At 63.8% G+C, this 20,355-nt stretch carries 15 protein-coding genes and 1 tRNA gene; 13 read left to right on the top strand and 3 right to left on the bottom strand.

Annotated elements, in window-relative coordinates:
• The first annotated feature begins 7 nt into the window (after positions 1-7).
• The 9 genes from THL1_RS25295 (at position 8) to THL1_RS25250 (ending at position 12,952) form a co-directional block, all read left to right on the top strand.
• A complete protein-coding gene (locus THL1_RS25295; RefSeq protein ID WP_237234747.1) occupies positions 8-2,791 on the top strand; it encodes a PAS domain-containing sensor histidine kinase in 2,784 nt (927 codons plus the stop codon).
• A gap of 184 nt (positions 2,792-2,975) precedes the next feature.
• Positions 2,976-6,050 carry a formate dehydrogenase-N subunit alpha gene (gene fdnG / locus THL1_RS25285; RefSeq protein WP_145928443.1) on the top strand — a complete coding sequence of 1,025 codons (3,075 nt, stop codon included), beginning with the start codon at positions 2,976-2,978 and terminating at the stop codon, positions 6,048-6,050.
• 11 nt (positions 6,051-6,061) lie between these two features.
• Positions 6,062-6,988, top strand: a complete 927-nt coding sequence (fdxH, locus tag THL1_RS25280) for a formate dehydrogenase subunit beta (protein WP_069085804.1) — start codon at positions 6,062-6,064, stop codon at positions 6,986-6,988.
• 85 nt (positions 6,989-7,073) lie between these two features.
• Positions 7,074-7,706, top strand: coding sequence for a formate dehydrogenase subunit gamma (locus tag THL1_RS25275; RefSeq protein ID WP_069085803.1), 633 nt, complete (start codon positions 7,074-7,076; stop codon positions 7,704-7,706).
• 163 nt (positions 7,707-7,869) lie between these two features.
• Positions 7,870-8,799: a formate dehydrogenase accessory protein FdhE gene (gene fdhE, locus THL1_RS25270; RefSeq protein WP_069085802.1), complete on the top strand. Its 930-nt coding sequence runs from the start codon at positions 7,870-7,872 to the stop codon at positions 8,797-8,799.
• A 49-nt stretch (positions 8,800-8,848) separates the two neighbouring features.
• Positions 8,849-10,255, top strand: a complete 1,407-nt coding sequence (selA, locus tag THL1_RS25265) for an L-seryl-tRNA(Sec) selenium transferase (RefSeq protein ID WP_069085801.1) — start codon at positions 8,849-8,851, stop codon at positions 10,253-10,255.
• Entirely contained in the window at positions 10,252-12,165 is a 1,914-nt protein-coding gene (gene selB / locus THL1_RS25260; protein WP_069085800.1) for a selenocysteine-specific translation elongation factor, read from the top strand. The genes selA and selB overlap by 4 nt, the downstream gene beginning before the upstream one ends.
• 224 nt (positions 12,166-12,389) lie before the next feature.
• Positions 12,390-12,626: a type II toxin-antitoxin system ParD family antitoxin gene (locus THL1_RS25255; protein ID WP_069085799.1), complete on the top strand. Its 237-nt coding sequence runs from the start codon at positions 12,390-12,392 to the stop codon at positions 12,624-12,626.
• Entirely contained in the window at positions 12,623-12,952 is a 330-nt protein-coding gene (locus tag THL1_RS25250; protein ID WP_069085798.1) for a type II toxin-antitoxin system RelE/ParE family toxin, read from the top strand. Before THL1_RS25255 ends, THL1_RS25250 begins: the two co-directional genes overlap by 4 nt.
• A 138-nt stretch (positions 12,953-13,090) precedes the next feature.
• Here the strand turns inward: THL1_RS25250 and THL1_RS25245 are convergent, their stop codons facing one another.
• Positions 13,091-13,744, bottom strand: coding sequence for a DUF2931 family protein (locus THL1_RS25245; protein WP_069085797.1), 654 nt, complete (start codon positions 13,742-13,744; stop codon positions 13,091-13,093).
• Positions 13,737-15,536, bottom strand: a complete 1,800-nt coding sequence (locus THL1_RS25240) for a PAAR domain-containing protein (protein ID WP_069085796.1) — start codon at positions 15,534-15,536, stop codon at positions 13,737-13,739. Before THL1_RS25240 ends, THL1_RS25245 begins: the two co-directional genes overlap by 8 nt.
• Before the next feature lie 676 nt (positions 15,537-16,212).
• On the opposite strand from THL1_RS25240, the gene THL1_RS29305 reads away from it, so the two are divergent.
• The 3 genes from THL1_RS29305 (at position 16,213) to THL1_RS25225 (ending at position 18,092) form a co-directional block, all read left to right on the top strand.
• Complete coding sequence (locus tag THL1_RS29305) at positions 16,213-16,518, top strand: transcriptional regulator (protein ID WP_237234746.1); 306 nt, start codon at positions 16,213-16,215, stop codon at positions 16,516-16,518.
• Positions 16,518-17,822 (top strand): HipA domain-containing protein, encoded by a 1,305-nt coding sequence (locus tag THL1_RS25230; RefSeq protein ID WP_069085795.1) that lies wholly within the window; start codon positions 16,518-16,520, stop codon positions 17,820-17,822. The genes THL1_RS29305 and THL1_RS25230 overlap by 1 nt, the downstream gene beginning before the upstream one ends.
• Positions 17,823-17,996: 174 nt before the next feature.
• A tRNA-Sec gene (locus tag THL1_RS25225) sits at positions 17,997-18,092 on the top strand.
• A 204-nt stretch (positions 18,093-18,296) separates the two neighbouring features.
• Here THL1_RS25225 and THL1_RS25220 read toward each other — a convergent pair.
• Positions 18,297-19,271: an IS110 family transposase gene (locus tag THL1_RS25220; protein WP_069081544.1), complete on the bottom strand. Its 975-nt coding sequence runs from the start codon at positions 19,269-19,271 to the stop codon at positions 18,297-18,299.
• Between the two features lie 648 nt (positions 19,272-19,919).
• Between THL1_RS25220 and THL1_RS25215 the strand changes: the two genes are divergently transcribed.
• Complete coding sequence (locus tag THL1_RS25215) at positions 19,920-20,207, top strand: hypothetical protein (RefSeq protein ID WP_069085794.1); 288 nt, start codon at positions 19,920-19,922, stop codon at positions 20,205-20,207.
• Positions 20,208-20,355 lie beyond the last annotated feature (148 nt).

Below are 20,355 nucleotides of genomic sequence, written 5' to 3'. Positions count from 1 at the left end.
CGGCGTCATGGATCGTCCGTCCAGCCACGCGCTGCTTCAGGCCGCTCGTAATACCCCCTATAGCCTGCTGCTGGCGCTGGATACTCAGGGCCGGGTAATGGGCATCGCCGGTGCGCTGGGGCTGCGACTCGGCCGTTCGGCCAATGGCCAGGCGCTGCCGCTGGCCGACTTCGTCAGTGCCAATTCCGCTGCGCTGCTGTTGGGAACACCGGAGCAATGGAGCCGCGATTGCCTCGACCTGGATTTCATCGGCAGTGACGGCCGCCCGCTGCATACCCGTGGCTGGCTAGCCGCCACCCGCGATGGCTGGTTGCTCCAGGCGCTGGATATCGGCGACCTGATCCGCCATCAGGAACTGGGTGACCTGCGCCGCCAGGCCCTGCTGCATGCCGGGCAGGCGGCCGAACGCATTCGCCTGGCCAGTGGTCCGATGCTGCCCCAGGTCACCACCGAGCTGCTGGAGACCCTCGCCCTGCGCTGGCGGGTGCCCTGCATGGCGCTGGCGTTCGACATGCCAGGCGGGCAGGGTTGGCAGGTCTATGCACAGTATCGTGCCCATGGCGCGCCCGGCCTCTGGCAAGAGGGGCAGCGCCTGGGGCAGGAGCTGGCCGAGTTGCAGGGGCGAACGCTGCAGCGCTGGAGCTGGTCGCAGCTCTCGCAGCACCCGCGCCTGTTCGCTCTCCTGGGCGATGCCCCGGCCTTTCTGGTGCCCTATGCCGAGCTCTCCGGCGTTAGCGCCTGGCTGCTCTGTGCGCCGTTCGAGCCCGATCCGCATGCGTGCCTGAGCGATGCCGAGTGGCTGCAGATCGGCGCCCAGCTCGCTGGCCCCCTGTTGGCGCGGCTGCGGGAGCAGAGCCAGCGCCACGAGGGTGGCCGGCTGGAAGCCCTGCAGGAACTGTTGGGCGCCGGTTGGTGGGAATACCTGCCTGAATCGAAGGAGGTGCTGCTGGCACCCGCCCTGGCTAAGGCCTGGCAGGCCGACGATCAGGGCCGACTGCCGCTGGAAGACTGGTTGCAGCAGGTGCATCCAGCCGACCGTGATGAGTTCCGCGCCCGGCTGCGCGCCGCTGAACTGAATGGACAGGGCTTTACCCAGTGCCTGCGCCTCTACCTGCCGGGCGTCCAGGAGGGTGCCATCTGGCACCGCGTGCAGGCTCAGGTGCAGGGCAGGGCGAACGCGTCGCGCGTGTTCGGTTTCCTGCTCGACATCAGCGACATCAAGGTCCAGGAGGCCAGTGCGGCGGCCGCGCACGCGCGGCTGCGCAACCTGGTTGCCAGCGCTCCAGCGGTGATCTACGTACTGCGCTACGACAACGGCGCCCTGTCGCCAGAGTTCTTCAGCGACAGCCTGGGCCCCATGCTCGGTTGGTCCCTGGCGGAATTGCAGCAGGGCGGTCTGGCCGAGCGCGTTCATCCCGAGGATCACGACACCTTCTTCGCCCGCACGCGCACCCTGTTGCGTGAAGGCCAGGCCAGTTGCCGTTACCGCCTGCGCGACCGCAATGGCGGCTACCACTGGTTGCTGGACGAGGTTCGCCTGTTGCGCAACGAACTGGGTCAGCCCCAGGAGGCCGTGGGCATCTGGCTGGACGTCACCGAAGCCACCCTGGCCGCCGAACGGGTGCGCGAAAGCGAGGAGCGCTACCGCATCCTGGTGGAAGACTCGCCGGCGATGATCTGCCGCTACACGCCGGACCTGGTGCTGCATTTCGCCAACCGTCCGCTGGCGGATTACCTCGAGTGCCGGCCGGAAGACCTGGCCGGTGCCAACCTCGGCGCCTGGCTCTCCGCTGAACAGCGCCAGACCTTCCAGGAGCGGTTGATCGGCCTGACCCCGGAACAGCCCGTGAGCACGGCGGAAATCTGCCTGCAGCTACCGGGGCGCGAGCACGCCTGGTGGATCTGGGCCGATCGCGGCGTGTTCGACGAACATGGCCGGCTGCTGGAGGTGCAGGCGGTGGGCCGCGACAACACCGAAGTGCGCAAGGCTCAGCAGCAGCTCTACCAAGGCGCCAAGATGGCCACCCTGGGCGAGATGGCCACGGGGCTTGCCCATGAAATGAACCAGCCGCTGAACGTGATGCGCATGGCCGTTGCCAACGTGCTCAAGCGCCTGGCCAGCGACGAGATCCAGGTGGATTACCTGCGCGACAAGCTGTTGCGCATCGAGGCCCAGGTGCAGCGTGCGGCGCGTATTGTCGATCACATGCGGGTGTTCGGGCGGCGTTCTGATGTTGAACAGCAAGTCTTCGATCCGCGCCAGGCGGTGGAAGGCGCGCTTTCGCTGCTCTCCGAAGGCCTGCGCGGCAAGGGTGTGGACGTGCGCCTTGAGCTGGGCGAGCAGACGTTCGCCGTGCGCGGCTTCGCCGACCAGTTGGAGCAGGTGCTGATCAACCTGATGGTCAACGCCCGCGATGCCATGCTCGGCAAGAAGGAAGCGGAGCCGGACTTCGCCCCAGCCATCCATATCCGTCTTCAACCGCGTGGTGTCTGGGTGGAACTGCAAGTGGAGGACAACGGTGGCGGTATCGATCCGCGCCTGCTGGAGCGGATTTTCGAGCCCTTCTTCACCACCAAGCCGGTGGGCAAGGGGACCGGGCTGGGGCTGTCGGTCAGTTATGGCATCGTGCAGCAGATGGGCGGGCGCCTCAGTGCCCAAAACAGCACGGAGGGCGCCTGCTTCTGCATTGCCCTGCCGCTGCTTGCGGACTCGCCGGGGCAGGGCCTTCCCCACATGCTGGAGGACGGTGCAGGGCTGGCCTCCGAACTGGCTGGCCAGCACCTGCAATAACCCGGCGGAGCAGTACCTTCCGGACACCACCAACGCCCTGGTGATTGAAATCGCCCCCACAGGAAGTGCCCTGGGCGCGGGCCCCAGGGAGGGCGTTCTGGCTTTACCCCCGAAGCTGGCTACCCTGTACAAGGATATGCCCGGCGATGTACCGGGCACCGTCTGCCTGATGAGGGAGAACACGATGGACATGAACCGTCGACAGTTCTTCAAGGTCTGTGCCGTGGGCCTTGGAGGATCGAGCCTGGCGGCTCTGGGGGTGGCACCCCCGGAAGCCTTTGCCGACCAGGTGCGCCATTTCAAACTGGCGCGCACCGTCGAGACGCGCAACACCTGCCCCTACTGCTCGGTCGGCTGCGGCCTGATCATGTACAGCCAGGGCGACGCGGCGAAGAACGTCGCGCAGAACATCATCCACATCGAGGGCGACGCGGACCACCCGGTCAACCGCGGCACCCTCTGCCCGAAAGGCGCTGGTCTGCTGGACTTCATCCACAGCCCCAACCGCCTCAAGTACCCCGAGATTCGCGAACCCGGCTCCAGCGAATGGAAGCGCATCGAATGGGATGAAGCCCTCGACCGCATCGCCAAGTTGATGAAGGCCGACCGCGATGCCAACTTCGTCGAGAAGAACGCCCAGGGCCAGACGGTGAACCGCTGGCTCACCACCGGTTTTCTCGCAGCGTCGGCATCCTCCAACGAGTCGGGCTACATCACCCACAAGGTGGTGCGCTCCCTCGGCATGCTGGGATTCGATAACCAGGCTCGTGTCTGACACGCCCCGACGGTAGCAGGTCTTGCTCCGACGTTTGGCCGTGGCGCCATGACCAACCACTGGGTCGACATCAAGAATGCCGATCTGGTGCTGATCATGGGCGGCAACGCCGCCGAAGCCCACCCCTGCGGCTTCAAGTGGGTCACCGAAGCCAAGGCGCACAACAAGGCCCGGCTGATCGTGGTCGATCCGCGTTTCACCCGCTCCGCCTCAGTGGCGGACTACTACGCGCCGATTCGCACCGGCACCGACATCGCCTTCCTCGGCGGCCTGATCCACCACCTGATCAGCCACGACAAGATCCAGCACGAGTACGTGCGCAACTACACCGATGCGCCCTTCATCGTGAACGAAGGCTTCAGCTTCCAGGACGGCCTGTTCAGCGGCTACGACGAAGCCAAGCGCGCCTACCCCGACAAGTCCACCTGGAGCTATGCCAAGGGCGAGGACGGCTACGTGCTGTCCGACCCGACCCTGCAGGACCCGCGCTGCGTGTTCCAGCTGATGAAGCAGCACTACAGCCGCTACACGCCGGACCTGGTCAGCAGCATCTGCGGCACGCCGAAGGAGCAACTGGAGAAAGTCTGGAGCCAGATCGCCGAGACGTCCGCCCCGACCAAGGTCATGACCATCATGTACGCCCTGGGCTGGACCCAGCACTCGGTGGGCTCGCAGATGATCCGCACCGGTGCCATGGTGCAGTTGCTGCTCGGCAACATCGGCATGCCCGGTGGCGGCATGAATGCCCTGCGCGGCCACTCCAACATCCAGGGCCTGACTGACCTGGGCCTGCTCTCCAACTCCCTGCCGGGCTACCTGACCCTGCCGGCCGAAGCCGAGCAGGACTACGTCGCCTACATCGACAAACGTGCGACCAAGCCGGTGCGGCCGGGGCAGATGTCCTACTGGCAGAACTACGGCAAGTTCCACGTCAGCCTGATGAAGTCCTGGTTCGGCAAGTCGGCCACCGCCGAGAACAACTGGTGCTACGACTGGCTGCCCAAGCTCGACGTGCCGGCCTATGACGTGCTGCGCTACTTCGACATGATGTACGAGGGCAAGGTGACCGGCTATTTCTGCCAAGGCTTCAACCCCATCGCCGCCTTCCCCAACAAGGCCAAGGTCAGCGCCAGCCTGGCCAAGCTCAAGTACCTGGTGATCATGGACCCGCTGGCCACCGACACCTCGGAGTTCTGGCGCAATGCCGGCGAGTTCAACGACGTCGACACCGCCAGCATCCAGACCACGGTGTTTCGCCTGCCCACCAGCTGTTTCGCCGAGGAGGACGGCTCGCTGGTCAACAGCGGGCGTGTGCTGCAATGGCACTGGAAGGGCGCCGAGCCGCCCGGCCAGGCGCGCACCGACATCGCCATCATGGGCGGCCTGTTCCATCGCTTGCGCAATGCCTATGCGAAGGATGGCGGGGCCTTCCCCGACCCCATCCTCGGCCTCGACTGGGGCTACCTGCGTCCCCACGACCCGGGGCCTGACGAACTCGCTCGCGAGTTCAACGGCAAGGCCCTGGCAGACCTCGTCGACCCCGCCACCGGCGCCGTGCTGGTCAAGGCCGGCGAGCAGATTCCCGGCTTCGGCGTGCTGCGCGATGACGGCAGCACCGCCAGCGGCTGCTGGATCTTCGCCGGCAGCTGGACCGCCGCCGGCAACCAGATGGCCCGCCGCGACAACGCCGACCCCTACGCCATGGGGCAGACCCTTGGCTGGGCCTGGGCCTGGCCGGCGAACCGGCGCATCCTCTACAACCGCGCGTCCGCCGACCCTTCCGGCAAACCGTGGGATCCGGAGAAAAAGCGCCTGGTGTGGTGGAACGGCAAGGCCTGGACCGGCTCCGACGTGCCCGACTACAAGGCCGACGTCGCGCCGGAAATGGGCATGAGCCCCTTCATCATGAACCCCGAGGGCGTGGCGCGTTTCTTCGCCGTGGACAAGATGAACGAGGGGCCCTTCCCCGAGCACTACGAACCCTTCGAGACCCCCGTTGGGCGCAACCTGCTGCATCCGGAGAACCCCAAGGTCACCAGCAGCCCGGCGGCGCGGGTGTTCAAGGGCGACCTGGAAATGTTCGGCAAGGTGGACCAGTTCCCCCATGTGGCCACGACCTACCGCCTCACCGAGCACTTCCACTACTGGACCAAGCACTGCCGGCTGGCCGCGATCACCCAGCCCGAGCAGTTCGTCGAGATCGGTGAAGTCCTGGCCAAGGAGCTGGGCGTCGCTGCCGGCGAGCGGGTCAAGGTCTCCTCCAACCGCGGCTTCATCAAGGCCGTGGCGGTGGTGACCAAGCGCCTGAGACCGCTGACCGTGGACGGCAAGACCGTGCACCAGGTCGGCATTCCGCTGCACTGGGGTTTCTCCGGCGTGGCGCGCAACGGCTACCTGATCAACACGCTTACTCCCTTCGTTGGCGACGGCAATACGCAGACACCGGAGTTCAAGTCGTTCCTGGTCAAAGTGGAAAAGGCATGAGGAGCTGAGCCATGGCATCACAAGACATCACCGCCCGCTCCGCCACCACCACGCCCATGCCGTCCGTGCGCCAGATGGACGAGGTGGCAAAGCTCATAGACGTGTCCAAGTGCATCGGCTGCAAGGCCTGCCAGGTGGCCTGCTCGGAATGGAACGACCTGCGTGACGAGGTCGGCCATAACCATGGCACCTACGACAACCCGGCAGACCTCACGGCCGACTCCTGGACGCTCATGCGCTTCACCGAATATGAGCCCGAGGCCGGAAATCTGGAGTGGCTGATCCGCAAGGACGGCTGCATGCACTGCGCCGAGCCGGGCTGCCTCGCGGCATGCCCCAGCCCAGGCGCCATCGTGAAGTACGCCAACGGCATCGTCGACTTCAACCAGGACAAGTGCATCGGTTGCGGCTACTGCATCACCGGCTGCCCCTTCAACATCCCGCGCATCTCGCAGAAGGATCACAAGGCCTACAAGTGCACCCTGTGTTCCGACCGCGTGTCCGTGGGGCTGGAGCCGGCCTGCGTGAAAACCTGCCCCACTGGTGCCATCGTCTTCGGCACCAAGGAAGACATGAAGGAACACGCCGCCGAACGCATCGTCGACTTGAAGTCCCGTGGCTTCGAGAACGCCGGGCTGTATGACCCGCCGGGCGTTGGCGGCACCCACGTCATGTATGTGCTGCACCACGCCGACCAGCCCTCGCTCTACGCCGGCCTGCCGAACGATCCGGCCATCAGCCCCATGGTCAGCCTGTGGAAAGGCGTGACCAAGCCCCTGGGGCTGCTGGCGATGGGCGTGGTGGCGCTGTTCGGCTTCTTCCACTACGTGCGGGTCGGCCCGAACAAGGTTGAAGAAGACGAAGCCCCGCGTGGCGATTCGGCAGTGCACAAGGTCGACCCTTCGGTGCACCGCTTCGATCCCAAGGCACCGAGTTGAGCGCGGCACAGGACAACCCCCTCTCCCTTCAGGGAGAGGGCTGGGGAGAGGGTGGCAGGACTCGATCCCAGCAACGGAGCCCAACATGAACAAAGACATCGAACGCTACACCCCTTCCGAGCGCAGCAACCACTGGGTGGTGGCCATCCTCTTCTTCCTCGCCGGGCTGTCCGGCCTGGCGCTGTTCCACCCGTCCCTGTTCTGGCTGAGCAACTTCTTCGGCGGTGGGCCCTGGACGCGCATCCTGCACCCCTTCCTCGGTGTGGCGATGTTCCTCTTCTTCATCTGGCTGGCCATGCGCTTCGCCCACCACAACCGCTGGGAAAAGTCCGACAGCCAATGGCTGAAGCAGTGGAAGGACGTGGTGAACAACCGCGAAGACAAGCTGCCCGAAGTCGGCCGCTACAACGCCGGGCAGAAAATGCTGTTCTGGGTGCTGCTGCTCAGCATGCTGGTGCTGCTGGCCACAGGCGTGGTGATCTGGCGGCAGTACTTCAGCCACCTGTTCGGCATCGACCTCATCCGCCTTGCCGCACTCTTGCACGCCTTCGCCGCCTGGGTGCTGATCCTCAGCATCATCGTCCACATCTACGCCGGCATCTGGATCAAGGGCTCCATCAGCGCCATGCTCCACGGCTGGGTCAGCCGTGGCTGGGCCCGCAAGCACCACGGCGCCTGGTACAAGGAAGTCCGCAAGGGGGAGGGCGGCAAGCGCTGATCCATTGGCCCAGCTTCCCTGTGGGAGCGAATTCATTCGCGAAGGGCGCTGACCCAGGGCACGACCGTAGGATGGTGCGGGCGGCGTTCCGCTAGAGCGAAGCGAAACCCATCGACCCCATCCACGGACTGCCCACTCGGAACCGACCAACAAGGAGCCCCGTGTGCCAAGCCAGCTACTCGAACCCGGCCAGATCGAGGCCGCCGCCAACATCCCGCCCTTTCTCCACCTGCCCGGGCGCGACCTGTTCGTCGTTCGTGCCGAACGTCTGCGCCAGCTCGCCAGCGGCCACCCGCTGGCCGGCTACCTGCTGCTGGTAGCCGACCTCTGCGATGCTCAGCAGCAAGTCCTTGATAACCCGCCTGCGCTCCCCGGCCCGGCTCCGGAGGCGCTGGTCCGCAGCCGCGAACACGGTATGCCGCCCATCGCCTTCGAGTCCCTCGTGCGCGCCGATGGCTGGCTGGCGGCACTCGAGGCCTTGACGGAGCGTCTCGGAACCCCGGCCAACGCCGCAATGGCCGATGCCCTGCATCAACTGAAAGCGGCCGACGTGGCCCAGCGCAAGGCCTGGGGCGTGGGGCTGCTCAGCGGCCAGTTCGACTTGCTGCCGCCTGCCATCGCTCCCTTTATCGGTGCAGCCCTGCAAGTCGCCTTCAGCCACTGGCTGCTGGCCCTGCCCGAAGGTGCGATTGTCGAGAACGAGGCCAAGGTCCTCTGCCCAGCCTGCGGTTCACCGCCGGTGGCCGGCATGGTCCGCCATCGTGGCAAGTACAACGGCCTGCGCTACCTCGCCTGTTCCCTGTGCTCCTGCGAGTGGCATTACGTACGGCTGAAATGCAGTCACTGCCAGGAAAGCAAGCACCTGGCCTACCTGTCCCTGGAACGCGATGGCCGCAAGAGCGAGGGGGCACCGATTCGCGCCGAGGCCTGCCCCAACTGCCAGGGCTACCTCAAACAGTGCTACCTGGAGTTCGACGCCGCTGCCGAAGCCCAGGCCGACGACCTGGCCAGCCTCGATCTCGATATACGCCTGAGCGAGGACGGCTACCTGCGACGCGCGCCAAACCTGCTGCTGGCCCCTGGAGGCGAATGACCGCCTAGACTCAGGACTGGACCCGATTGCCCCGTGCTAAGGAATGCTCATGTCGGCCGCCCGCCTGCCCTCCATCGACCGTCTGCTGCGCAGCCCGGCCTGCGCCCCCCTGCAACAGCGCTACGGCCGCGAGGCCCTGCTCAGGACGCTGCGTGATTTGCTCGACGAGCTGCGCGAACCCGCCCGTCAGGGCCAGCTCGCCGCCGTCGAACTGACCGACGCCGTGCTCGCCGGTCGCGCTGGGGAACGCCTCGCCGCCTGGCACTCCAGCCGCGTGCGCCGCGTGTTCAACCTCACCGGCACCGTGCTGCACACCAACCTCGGCCGCGCCCTGCTGCCGATCGAGGCCATCGAAGCCATCACCCTGGCCGCACGCTATCCGCTCAACCTGGAATTCGACCTTGCCACGGGCAAGCGTGGCGACCGCGACGACCTCATCACCGGCCTGATCCGCGAACTCACCGGCGCCGAGGCGGTCACCGTGGTCAACAACAACGCCGCGGCCGTGCTGCTGGCGCTCAACAGCCTCGGGGCGCGCAAGGAAGGCGTGATTTCCCGCGGCGAACTGATCGAGATCGGCGGCGCATTTCGCATTCCCGACATCATGGCCCGCGCCGGGGTCAAGCTGGTGGAAGTGGGCACCACCAACCGCACCCACGCCAAGGATTACCAAGCCGCCATTGGCCCGCGCACCGGCCTGCTCATGCGCGTGCATACCAGCAACTACAGCGTGCAGGGCTTCACCGCCAGCGTGCCGACGGCGGAGCTGGCCGCCATTGCTCACGCCCACAGCCTGCCCCTGCTGGAAGACCTCGGCAGCGGCACGCTGGTAGACCTCACCCGTTGGGGCCTGCCCAAGGAACCCACCGTGCAGGAAGCCCTGCGTGACGGCGCCGACATCGTCACCTTCAGCGGCGACAAACTGCTGGGCGGACCCCAGGCGGGCCTGATTCTCGGCAGCAAGGAACTGATCGGGCGGATCAAGAAGAACCCTTTGAAGCGGGCCCTGCGGGTGGACAAGCTGACCCTCGCGGCCCTCGAAGCCGTGCTTGGTCTCTATCGCGACCCCGAGCGCCTTGCCGAACGCCTCACCACCCTGCGCCTGCTCAGCCGACCGCAGGCCGAGATACTCGCTCAGGCTGAACGCCTGGCTCCGCAGTTGGCCGCGCAACTCGGCGCTGCCTGGCAGGTGAGTGCCGTTCCGGCCCTTGGCATGATCGGCAGCGGCGCCCAACCGGTCGCGCGCCTGCCCAGTTCGGCCCTCTGCCTGCGTGCGCTGCAACCCAAGCGCCTGCGCGGCCGGGCCTTGCGCCAGCTGGAAGAGAACCTGCGCACCTTGCCCATCCCGGTGATCGGCCGTCTCGATGACGACGCCATCTGGCTCGACCTGCGCCAGCTCGACGACGAACCGGCGTTCATCGCCCAACTGCCGCAGCTCTCGGGAGTTGTGGCGTGATAGTCGGTACCGCTGGCCATATCGACCACGGCAAGACGGCGCTGCTCAAAGCCCTGACCGGCCAGGAAGGTGACCGTCGTCCAGCCGAGCGCGAACGTGGCATCACCATCGACCTCGGCTACGTGCATGCCGACCTGGGCGACGGCCAACCCACCGCCTTCATCGACGTACCCGGCCATGAACGCTTTGTCCACAACATGCTGGCCGGCGCCTGCGGCATCGACCTGCTCTTGCTGGTGGTGGCCGCCGACGACGGCGTGATGCCGCAGACCCGCGAGCACCTCGCCATCGCTGAACTGCTGGGCATCCGCCGCGCCCTGGTGGCGCTGACTAAAGCCGACCGCGTGGATGCCAGGCGAATCGAGCAGGTTCGTGCAGAAATCAGCGCACTGCTGGCCCCAGGCCTGTTGGCAGGCACCGAACTCTTCCCTGTGGATAGCTTGAGTGGCAAGAGCATCGACACCCTGCGCCAGGCCTTGCTGGCAGAGTCCGCTCGTGTGGAAAGGCGCAGCATCGATGGGCATTTCCGCCTACCCATCGACCGTGCCTTCGGCGTGACCGGGGCCGGCGTAGTGGTTACCGGCACCGCCTTTGCCGGCCAGGTGAACGTGGGCGACGAACTGGTCCTCAGCCCTTCCGGCAGAACGGTGCGCGTACGTGGCCTGCATGCGCGTAACCAGCAGGTGGACGAAGCCTGTGCTGGTCAGCGTGTGGCGCTGAACATCACCGGCGAACGCCTGACACTGGAGCACCTTCATCGCGGTGACTGGCTGCTGGCCCCGGCGCTATTGGCGCCCACTACGCGGCTGGATATCGACCTGCGCCTGCTGCCCGGCGAGCCCCACGAGCTTGCCCACTGGACGCCAGTGCACGTGCATCTCGGCGCCCAGGATGTCACCGGTCGAGTCGCCCTGCTGGAGGGCAACAGCCTGGCCCCCGGCCGGCGCACCTTGGCCCAGCTGCTGCTCAACGCTCCCACTCACGCGGTGCATGGCGACCGTCTGGTGCTGCGCGACCAGTCCGCCCAGCGCACCCTCGGCGGTGGTCGTGTGCTCGATCCCTTCGCGCCAGCGCGCAATCGCCGTACCCCGGAACGCCTGGCCCAACTGGAAGCCCTGCGTGGCGATGGCCTGGAAGCCGCGCTACCGGCGTTACTGAGCGCGGCCCACAACGGCCTCGACCCACAACGGCTGGAATGCCAGTTCAACCGCCCCCGCGCCGGCTGGACGCTGCCCGGCGGCGTTGTGGAAATATCCACCCGCCTCGGCCCGCGCCTCTTCGCAGAGCAGCGCTGGCAGGCCCTGGAGCAACAGCTGGTCGATGGCCTTGCACGCTTCCACGCCGAACTGCCCGACGAACTCGGCCCCGACCGTGACCGCCTGCGCCGCTACGCGCTTTCCGAACTGGAACGCCCCGTCTTCATCGCCCTGCTGGAACAGCACCTCGCCAGCGGCGCCGTACAAGCCAGCGGCCCCTGGCTGCACCTGCCCGACCACCGCGTGCAACTCAGCACCGAGGACGAAGCCCTGCGCCAGCGTGTCTGGCCACTGCTGGAAGCCGGAGGCTTCGACCCGCCTTGGGTCCGCGACCTCGCCCGGGAACTGACGGTGGAAGAGGGCGCCATGCGCCTGCTGGAACGCAAACTCGCGCGCCTCGGCCTGCTGCACCAAGTGGTGAAAGACCTGTTCTACCCGGACACGACCATCCGCCAACTGGCTACACTGGCCCGGCAACTGCAAGACGAACATGGCAGCATCAAGGCCGCCGACTGGCGCGATCACATCGCCATCGGCCGCAAGCGCAGCATCCAGCTACTCGAATACTTCGACCGCATCGGCTTCACCCGCCGCATCGGCGACCAACGCAAGATCAGGGAAGACTCCGCGCTGGCTCAAGTGCCAAAGCCCTGATTGTGAGTTTTGGAAGGCAAGCACATCCAGTGGCGTGGTTGGGCTTCAAGTCCTGAAGATTGCCGGCTCGTTGCGTCGAAAAGCCTGTCGTTACTGACTTCTCAGCCAGTTGACAATGTCGATTCAGGCCAGTTCGTGCCAGTGGCTTCGACACTTCTTCGACACCTGCGACCGGAACCAGGTGCTAACATGTTTTGGCAAATTTTGCCAAAAAGTGGGTTCCCATGAGCACCATGAACATCTCCCTGCCCGACGCCCTCAAGAGCTTTGTCGATGATCAGGTCAGCCAGCGCGGCTATGGCACCAGTAGCGAATATGTACGCGAGCTGATCCGCAAGGACCAGGACCGCCAGCGCCTGCGCAATCTGCTTTTGGAAGGCGCTGCCTCCGCCCCCGCCGCCCCGGCCGATGACAACTACTTCGAGGTATTGCGCAACCGGGTACGGAACGCCAAGGCATGAAGGCCAAGCCCATCATCCCCCGCGCGCTGGCCAACCAGGATATCAACGACGCCGTCAGCTATTACCTGAACGAAGAAGCTGAACAGGCCGCACTCGGCTTTATCGACGCCCTGGAGCGAGCCTACAAGCACATCAGTCGGCATCCCGAATCAGGCTCGTCACGATATGCCCACGAGCTCGATCTGCCGGGGCTGCGCTCCTGGGGACTGAAGCGCTATCCCTACCTAGTCTTTTATATCGAGCGTGGCGATCACATCGATGTGTGGCGGGTGCTGCATGGGATGAGGGATATCCCAGCCTGGATGCAACAAAGCGGTGAAAAATAAATCTGCTCCCTTTCCCCCGCAAGACACTCCGGCTCTGGGCCTATTCATTGGGATGCTCCCTGCGCTGCATCCCCTCGGCCGGGCGGTTGCGGCTGTCCGCTCGGGCCGCCAGGATTAATTGCAAGTGCCCTCCCGGGCTTACCAGGAACCATAGGGAATCCCGTACTTCTCGATATAGGCTTTGGAGGTCGGGGATAGAGGCCGGTGCTGGCCTCCCGACGTGCCCTCGTAGGGTCCTTCCTTCACGACAGTGCCCTGCACCCGTGCCACGTCGATAGCGGAGAGGCACGGCCCCATGAGCCAGACCCTGGCAATCCCGCCTGGCGCCAGGCCGATCGATAGCATCTTGCGATAGTCAGTGACCCACTTTGCGTCGGCTTGGCAGAATGCCTTTTCGCCCTTGACCATCGCCCGCCGGGTGGTCTCGGGAATAACGATATAGGCCTCGTAGGTTTGTGGCTCGACCAAAGATTGCCAGCGGACATAGAGCAGCCGTGGCAGGTCGGCGCCCAGTATCTGCTTGCCCGCGCCTGCCCCTGGTCGCTCCGGCCAACCGCGCGGATCGCCTTTGAGGTTCTTGGGGGTATTGATCGCGGCAATCCCACTCATGGCACGGCGGAAGACGTGATCCTGCACGTCCACTGCATCGGCGGTCTCGATCCACACCTCCATGTAGTTGGGTGCAAACAGCCCTAGCCGCCACGAGTCGTAGGGCAGCCGGTGGGCGCCGTTGGCACAACCAGCCAACCAGAGCAGCAGCCCCAATAACAACGCGACTCTGGGCCTATTCATTGGGATGCTCCTTGCGTTGCATCCCCTCGGCCGGGCGGTTGATGAACACGACATCCAGGGCGCTGTTGTTCCAACCCTTGGCGGCATTCCAGTGGGCCGAGAGGTGGATGTAGCGGCGGCGCAGCAGGGCGTATTCCTCAGCGGTCAGTGGTGTGTAGGCTTCGCGCAAGGCAAAGGCCTGTAACTTGGCGGCGATAGGTTGCAGCTCGGCGGGCAATGCCGTGCGGTTGTCGTTGGGGTCAATCGGATCGAATGCCACCCCGGCGCGCACCTGGCGCTCGCTGGAGAGGGCGGCGTACACGCGCTTTTCTGCCTGGGTGCCCCGCGCCCGGCGCCTGGTCTGAACCGACCAGGTGGCGATGTCGAGTCCTTCGGGCGGTACATAGGCCAGCCAGTGGCGTGATTCATGGTCGAAGCGCCGTTTGGTGCGCGAGTAGGCTGCACTGCGTTCGTTGGCTAGTCGGTCGATTTCGAAACTGCTGTCAGGCTTGCTCAGCAGCAGCTTCTCCCGTGCCAGAGGCAGGTAGCCGCCGCCGATGTCCGAATGGCTGCCGGGGAGTTCGATGTCCTGCTCGGCCTGGGTCAGGGAGAAGTTGTGGCGGTACTCATCGCGGGCCACCAGGTGAATCACCTTGCGTGCCATGCCCGGTGCAAGCCGCAGGTGAAGCCTGGGGTTGTCGGCATTGTGCGGGCTGAAGTCGCCGTCACGCAGCGAAACGATGCCGGCCACGGTATCGAACAGCCCAATGAAGTTGAGGACAAAGTCGCTGCGATGGCGCCAGGTGAAGCCGGCCGCCAACAAGGGCGAGCCGGCGGGTAATGAATGGGCCAGCAGGCTGTTTGGCCCCTTGAGCAGGTTATTGGCACAGTGCCGTGCCGCCGCCGCGCCCCGGCTGAAGCCGAACAGGTCCACCTCGATCCGACGAACCTTGACTTGGGGATTTGCCTTCCGAAACGCATCCAACTGTTTTAGGACCAAGGCCGGCATCTGCTCGACCCGCGCCACCACGCCGGTGTCCCCCTGGCCGCTGCCCTGGCTGTAGAGGGAGTCGCCCAGGCCGCTGCGGGTGCCGATGCCTTCGAGGTAAACCTTGAGATAGGCCTCTTCGGCTCCTGGCGGCAGTTGTACGAGCGTGTCGTCCGGATAGAGTCCATACAGGCGCGCGACATTGCTGACTTCATTGCCATAGCTGTTGTCCGGCGTGTTGCCCTGGCCGTCATAGCCGTAGCTGGCGCAGTACTGGCGGATGTCTTCGCCAACTTCCGCTGACATGCCCAGGTTGACCGCATAGCAACCCGCAGCGGCCTCGCTATTGGCCTGGTTGTTACCGGTGCCGTCGAAGAACAGGCCCAGGCGCAGCACGATGCCGGTGTCCTCCAGTTCCTCTTCTTCCTCCTCCTCTTCCAGCAGGCTGTTCGTGACCGGTTTGGGTGCGGCACCCGTCAGACTTGCGGCGAGCGGCATCGCGGCAACAGCTGGTGCGGGGCTATCCGCTGCCCTGGAGGGGCTCCGATCCGAGTGGTAGGTCGCGCTATGCAGCGATGGAATCAGCTTGGCTTTGCAGGGACAACCGCTGAGGCTGTCCAGGGTGCCCGCCACCTGTGCTCCGTGACTGCGAATGAACGAGACCCCACCAATAATTCGGTAGATCTTTCCATCCTTGCCACAAGAAACCCGATCCCCCTCGCGAGCATGCGCGATACCGAACATCATGACGCGGGTATCCGCTTCCAGCACGGTACCGCCACAGGTGGTCTTGTCGTTCAGGCGAATGAAGTGTCCGATAGCCACTGAATTCCCTCTCTACAAGGCGCCCCACGCGAGAGCGCACTTTTCTATTGACGATGGATGGCGCCGCTCACCCGCGAATAGGGTTGAGCAAAGCGCCTAGTCCAAGGCTCGGCGGACGGCACGTCCACAGTAAATAGGAAAGGTCTGAAGCTCTCTGGGGAGGACTCGGAATCACCAGCGCGGGCGGCCCAAAATCACTGGAATTGGGTGTCAGCATCACTGGAGCGCACGCATCGCACTCCATGGCCAATGGAGGAAACTTCCTGTCGATGCAGAAGCGACTGAATGCGCTATGCCCACCTGGCACAGGGGCACTTTCAGAAAGGGATTGTCGGCAGTTCTTCGACACCTCCCCACGTGCTGAGTAGGACGGCAAGGAAACACGTAATGAATCGATTCGGAATCAGCGGGCGGAAATCTCACCACCGCGAGGAATCCTTCCACTTGTGAGGATTTTTTCAGCTTGGTCTGTTCCATGGCTATAATCCTTGCGGTCGTGAGGATTACGAATGGCTATGCACTCTGATTGATGCAATCCTCGCGATCATGTGGATTTTTCGCCTAGCTCAAAATCGCTCGATTTTCCTTATGAGCGTGGGGATTTTCAGTGAACGTGCCAATCGATTCTCCTAAAGCCCTGGGCCAACTCATTCGGGCCTGCCGAAAGGCTATGACCATGCGCCAGGACGTGGCCGCTGGCGTTATTGGCGTAAGCGAAAACTTCCTCGGAAAAGTCGAGCGCGGTGGTGAAACCGTGCAGTGGGGGCTGCTCTTCCAGGTCATGCAAGAGCTGGGGTTGAAAGTGTCGGTGGAGGTTCCCGATGAGATTGCCGGGGAGGCGAAAGCTCAGATCGTTCGCGCATTCAACAAGGCCGCGGCGGCTCATTCCGGCAAGAGCAATCCCGGCTCCGATGATCTGGACCGTCTGCTGTTCGCCATTGAGAAGTCCTTGAACACCCAGCCTGACGACAAGGCACGCTGATGAATCGCCAACTGTACGTCTGGATCAACTTCGACCAGGTCGGAGTGCTGGCGGAAAGCAACGGCTTATGGACGTTCATCTACACCCAGGACTGGTTGAGCAATCGAGACGCCTACGCCATCAGCCCGAGTTTGCCGCTGGAGGCAGAACCCTACGTTGACGGTGCAAGCGAGCGCCCCGTTCAGTGGTTCTTCGACAACCTGCTCCCGGAAGAGGGGCAACGCCTGCTCATTGCCTCAAGTGCCGGCGTCGGTGTTGAGGATGCATTTGGGATGCTGCAGCACTTCGGTGCCGAGTCGGCCGGGTCCATCACCTTGCTGCCTCCCGATCAGGTTCCCGCGCAAGGCGAGCTGCGAGCGCTCTCGTTTAATGCGATGGCCGAGCGCATACGGGAAATGCCTCATATTCCTTTGGCCGAGCAGTCCCTCAAGAGAATGTCTCTGGCGGGGGCGCAACACAAAGTCGCACTCCGCTTCGAGGATGATCAGTTTCGGGAACCAGGCGGTAACGAGCCCTCGACACACATCCTCAAGCCGGATCACCCGAGCGAGGACTTTGCGCATTCGGTGATCAACGAATGGTTCGTGATGTCGCTCGCCAGGAAGGTGGGCCTGCCTGTTCCGGCCGTGACCCGAAAATACATTCCCATGCCGGTCTATCTGGTCGAGCGGTTCGATAGGACTCTTACCGCTACCGGGTGGACAAGGCTTCACTGCGTGGATGCCTGCCAGGCCCTCAATCTTGATAGATCGACCAAGTACCACGCGGGCAGTGTTGAGCGCCTGCGTGAGTTGAGCGCGATGTGCCGCATTCCGGCCAGGGCCAGACTCCAACTTTTCCAATGGCTGACGTTCAACGTCCTGCTTGGCAACACCGATGCCCATCTGAAAAACCTGAGCTTTCTCATGAGTCCTCGGGGGCTGGAGCTGGCACCCTTCTATGATCTGCTGAGTACTGCCGTCTGGACCACCAAGGCTTTTGGCAAGGACCATTGGCCGGGGGCAGTGACCATGGCCTGGCCAATTGCGGGTGAAGATCGCTTGGAGCGTATGAGCCCGGAACTGCTCGTCGAGGCGGCCGGGATACTTGCCATCAAACCGACCACTGCGAGAACGCTGGTCAACCAGTTGGTTACGGCAGTATGGAAAGGTGCTCCGGAGTTGATTGACCAGGTGCAACGTGAAAACGAAGAGATTGCCAAGTTGCAGCCCGAGGTCAGACAAACATTCCCAGGGGAGATGAGAGCGTTGCGAAGTATTGTTTCGATCATCATTGATGAAATGTCGCGCAAGCTACTTCCATAAACCTTCGGCTCTTGGGGTACTCTTCGTTGTCGATGAGCATGCGCTACGCTCACCTGGCGCCGGGACACTCCAGTACGTCTGTGAATACGGCCAAGCCAGAGATTCTCGACAGTTCATCGACACCTCCCCGCTTGCAGAGCAAGACGGCAGGGAAAAAGCCTTATAAATCAACATGGAAGGCAAGCACGCCCGGTGGCGTGGCCGGGCTTCAAACCCGGTGGGGGACGGCAGCCGTTCCTGGGTGGGTTCGACTCCCACTGCCTTCCGCCAAACCCCTCGCTGGAGGCCCCGGTTCACGGGGCTCTCAGCGCATTCCTCGTCCCCGGCTTGGCCAAGGTGTCGAAGAAGTGTCGAGTTCATTTGAACTTGGGAAACCACGGCCTGAGGACGTGGTGATGAGTCACCGGCTTTGCCTGTGACGATTCGAGTCAGCGAACCAGCAGGATGCTGCCAGTCCCGTAGATACCGTCTTGTTTAGCCCCGGGCAAGGGCCAGTTGGGCATCGAATGGCTGGCCGGATTTCAGTACGCCATAGGCGATATGCAACAGCTTGCGCATGGCCGCGCAGACGATCTGCTTTCCGGCCTTACCGCGGGCGCGCAGGCGCTGTGCCAGGGCATTGATCGCGGGGTTGTGGGTCATCGAGGTGATCGCCGGCATGTACAGGCCCGCGCGTAGCCGCGCTGAGCCCACACGGGAAATGCGTACGTGCCCTTTATGCTTACCCGAATCCTGTAGCTTCGGATTCAGCCCGGCAAAGGCAGTGATCGCTCGCGCGCTCTCGAACTGCAGCGGATCACCCAGTTCCGCCAGGAGCAGGGCGGCAGTCTGCTCGCCGATACCATCGATGCTGGTCAGCAGATCGCGTTTACCCCGCAGGTCTGGATCATCATCGATATGGTCGCGGATGGTTTTCAGGGTCTCGGCAATCTGCTCTTCGACACGCTGCAGCACTGAGTGAATCGACTCTTGCACGCTGGCATCGGCCACCCCCAGACGATTGCGCTCCATCTGCTCGATCTCCTTGAGATCCTGCAGGCGCCGCACCAGGGCACGCAGACGGCGGATCGCGGCAGGCTCGGGTTGCCAGGCGCGCAGCTCATCTTGATGGTGCTCGCCGTAGCTGGCAATCAGCTTGGCGTCGACCTGATCCGTCTTGACCCGTTGCAACTGGCTTCGCGCGTAATAGGCAATCTGCGCAGGATTCATCACGCAAATCCGGTAGCCCAGCGCGTAAAAGTGCTCAGCCAGCGCCTCGTGGTAGGTACCCGTCGCCTCCATCACGATCCAGGCCCCAGGTTCGCTGTGCTTGTTCAACCACTCCTGCAACACCTGAAAGCCCTCTGCGGCGTTGATCAGCTTGGCCTTGCTGCGGTACTTGCCGTTGGCCTGCAGGGTGGCGATATCGAAACTGTGCTTGGCAATGTCAATGCCGACGATGCTGGACATGCAACCTCCTCAATCCATCCAGAGTGATCATCACTGCACCCGGCCCGGCCTTGTGAATGCGAGCTCTCACTTGAAGTGGGCTCTAGATACCGTTCGAGCTATCTGAGTGAGTGTGGAGGGCCAGGGCACTATCTACGGGTCGGGCTCGAGGCCTAAGGGTGGACACGGCTTCCTGGCTCTCCCCCGATGATCAGTCGGGGACTATCACCCCTTGAGAGGGTGGTAGTCGAGATACAAGGGTGCGCCGCGCGCACCGGGAGACAGACTCGGAGTCGCCACCATCGCCGCGGTGCGCATGGCGCACCCTACTGTTGGGCACGGTGGCGGAGGTCAGCTGGGTGCTGCGTGTGAGGATGGCCCCCTTATAGGGGGCAAACACAAGTCCACGTTCTACGAACGTGGATCTTTACTGGCACGAACTTTCCCGAAATGGCATGTCCGATTCCGCAGTCGCGGCACACCTTGAGGACATGACGACGGACGGTCATACCAACTGGGCTTCGGGGCCTTGCGGCGTCTAGGGGCGCTCAGCACTATGCGCAGCAGTTCACCCGGGAAAAGGCTCTTTCGCCGAGTTGGGCGATTCCGCATCAGAAATAGCGCCTCCTAGAAGGTGCACTTACGCACAAGCGTCTATTAGGAGTTGATATGACCATCCGATTCGCACTGGGTAGCGCGCTGGTTCTCATGGCAAGCGTTTCATTCGCCGCCACCCCTGCGGCCAAGGCCAAGCAGGAAAGTAACAACTACTTCCTGAACTGGCAGGAGCGCAACGGCGCCATTGCCCTGGACACTGTCTGCAGCAAGAACGAGAAAGGTTCTTCGCAGTTCCGCAACTGCCAGAAGCACGCCCAGGTGGTGTTTCGCAACTCCTGCACCCAGTCGAAAAACCCGGCCAGCAAGTGGTGCGTCGCGCAGAGCCAGTACAAGCCATGATGGCTTGAGCTGTAAGGGGAGAAGCCGGCCCGGATCTCACGACTTACGGTTATTTGGAAAATGCCCCGCAATGCGGGGCATTTTTCATTGGGGCTAAGGGCAGGCCTTCGGCCTGTTTGGCGATTGAAATCGCCCCCACCAAATTTGC

Origin of the sequence: Pseudomonas sp. TCU-HL1, assembly GCF_001708505.1 — a bacterium.
Taxonomy (GTDB): domain Bacteria; phylum Pseudomonadota; class Gammaproteobacteria; order Pseudomonadales; family Pseudomonadaceae; genus Metapseudomonas.
The sequence above is the reverse complement of the archived record's forward strand: the minus strand, read 5'-3'. Positions and strand labels throughout refer to the sequence as shown.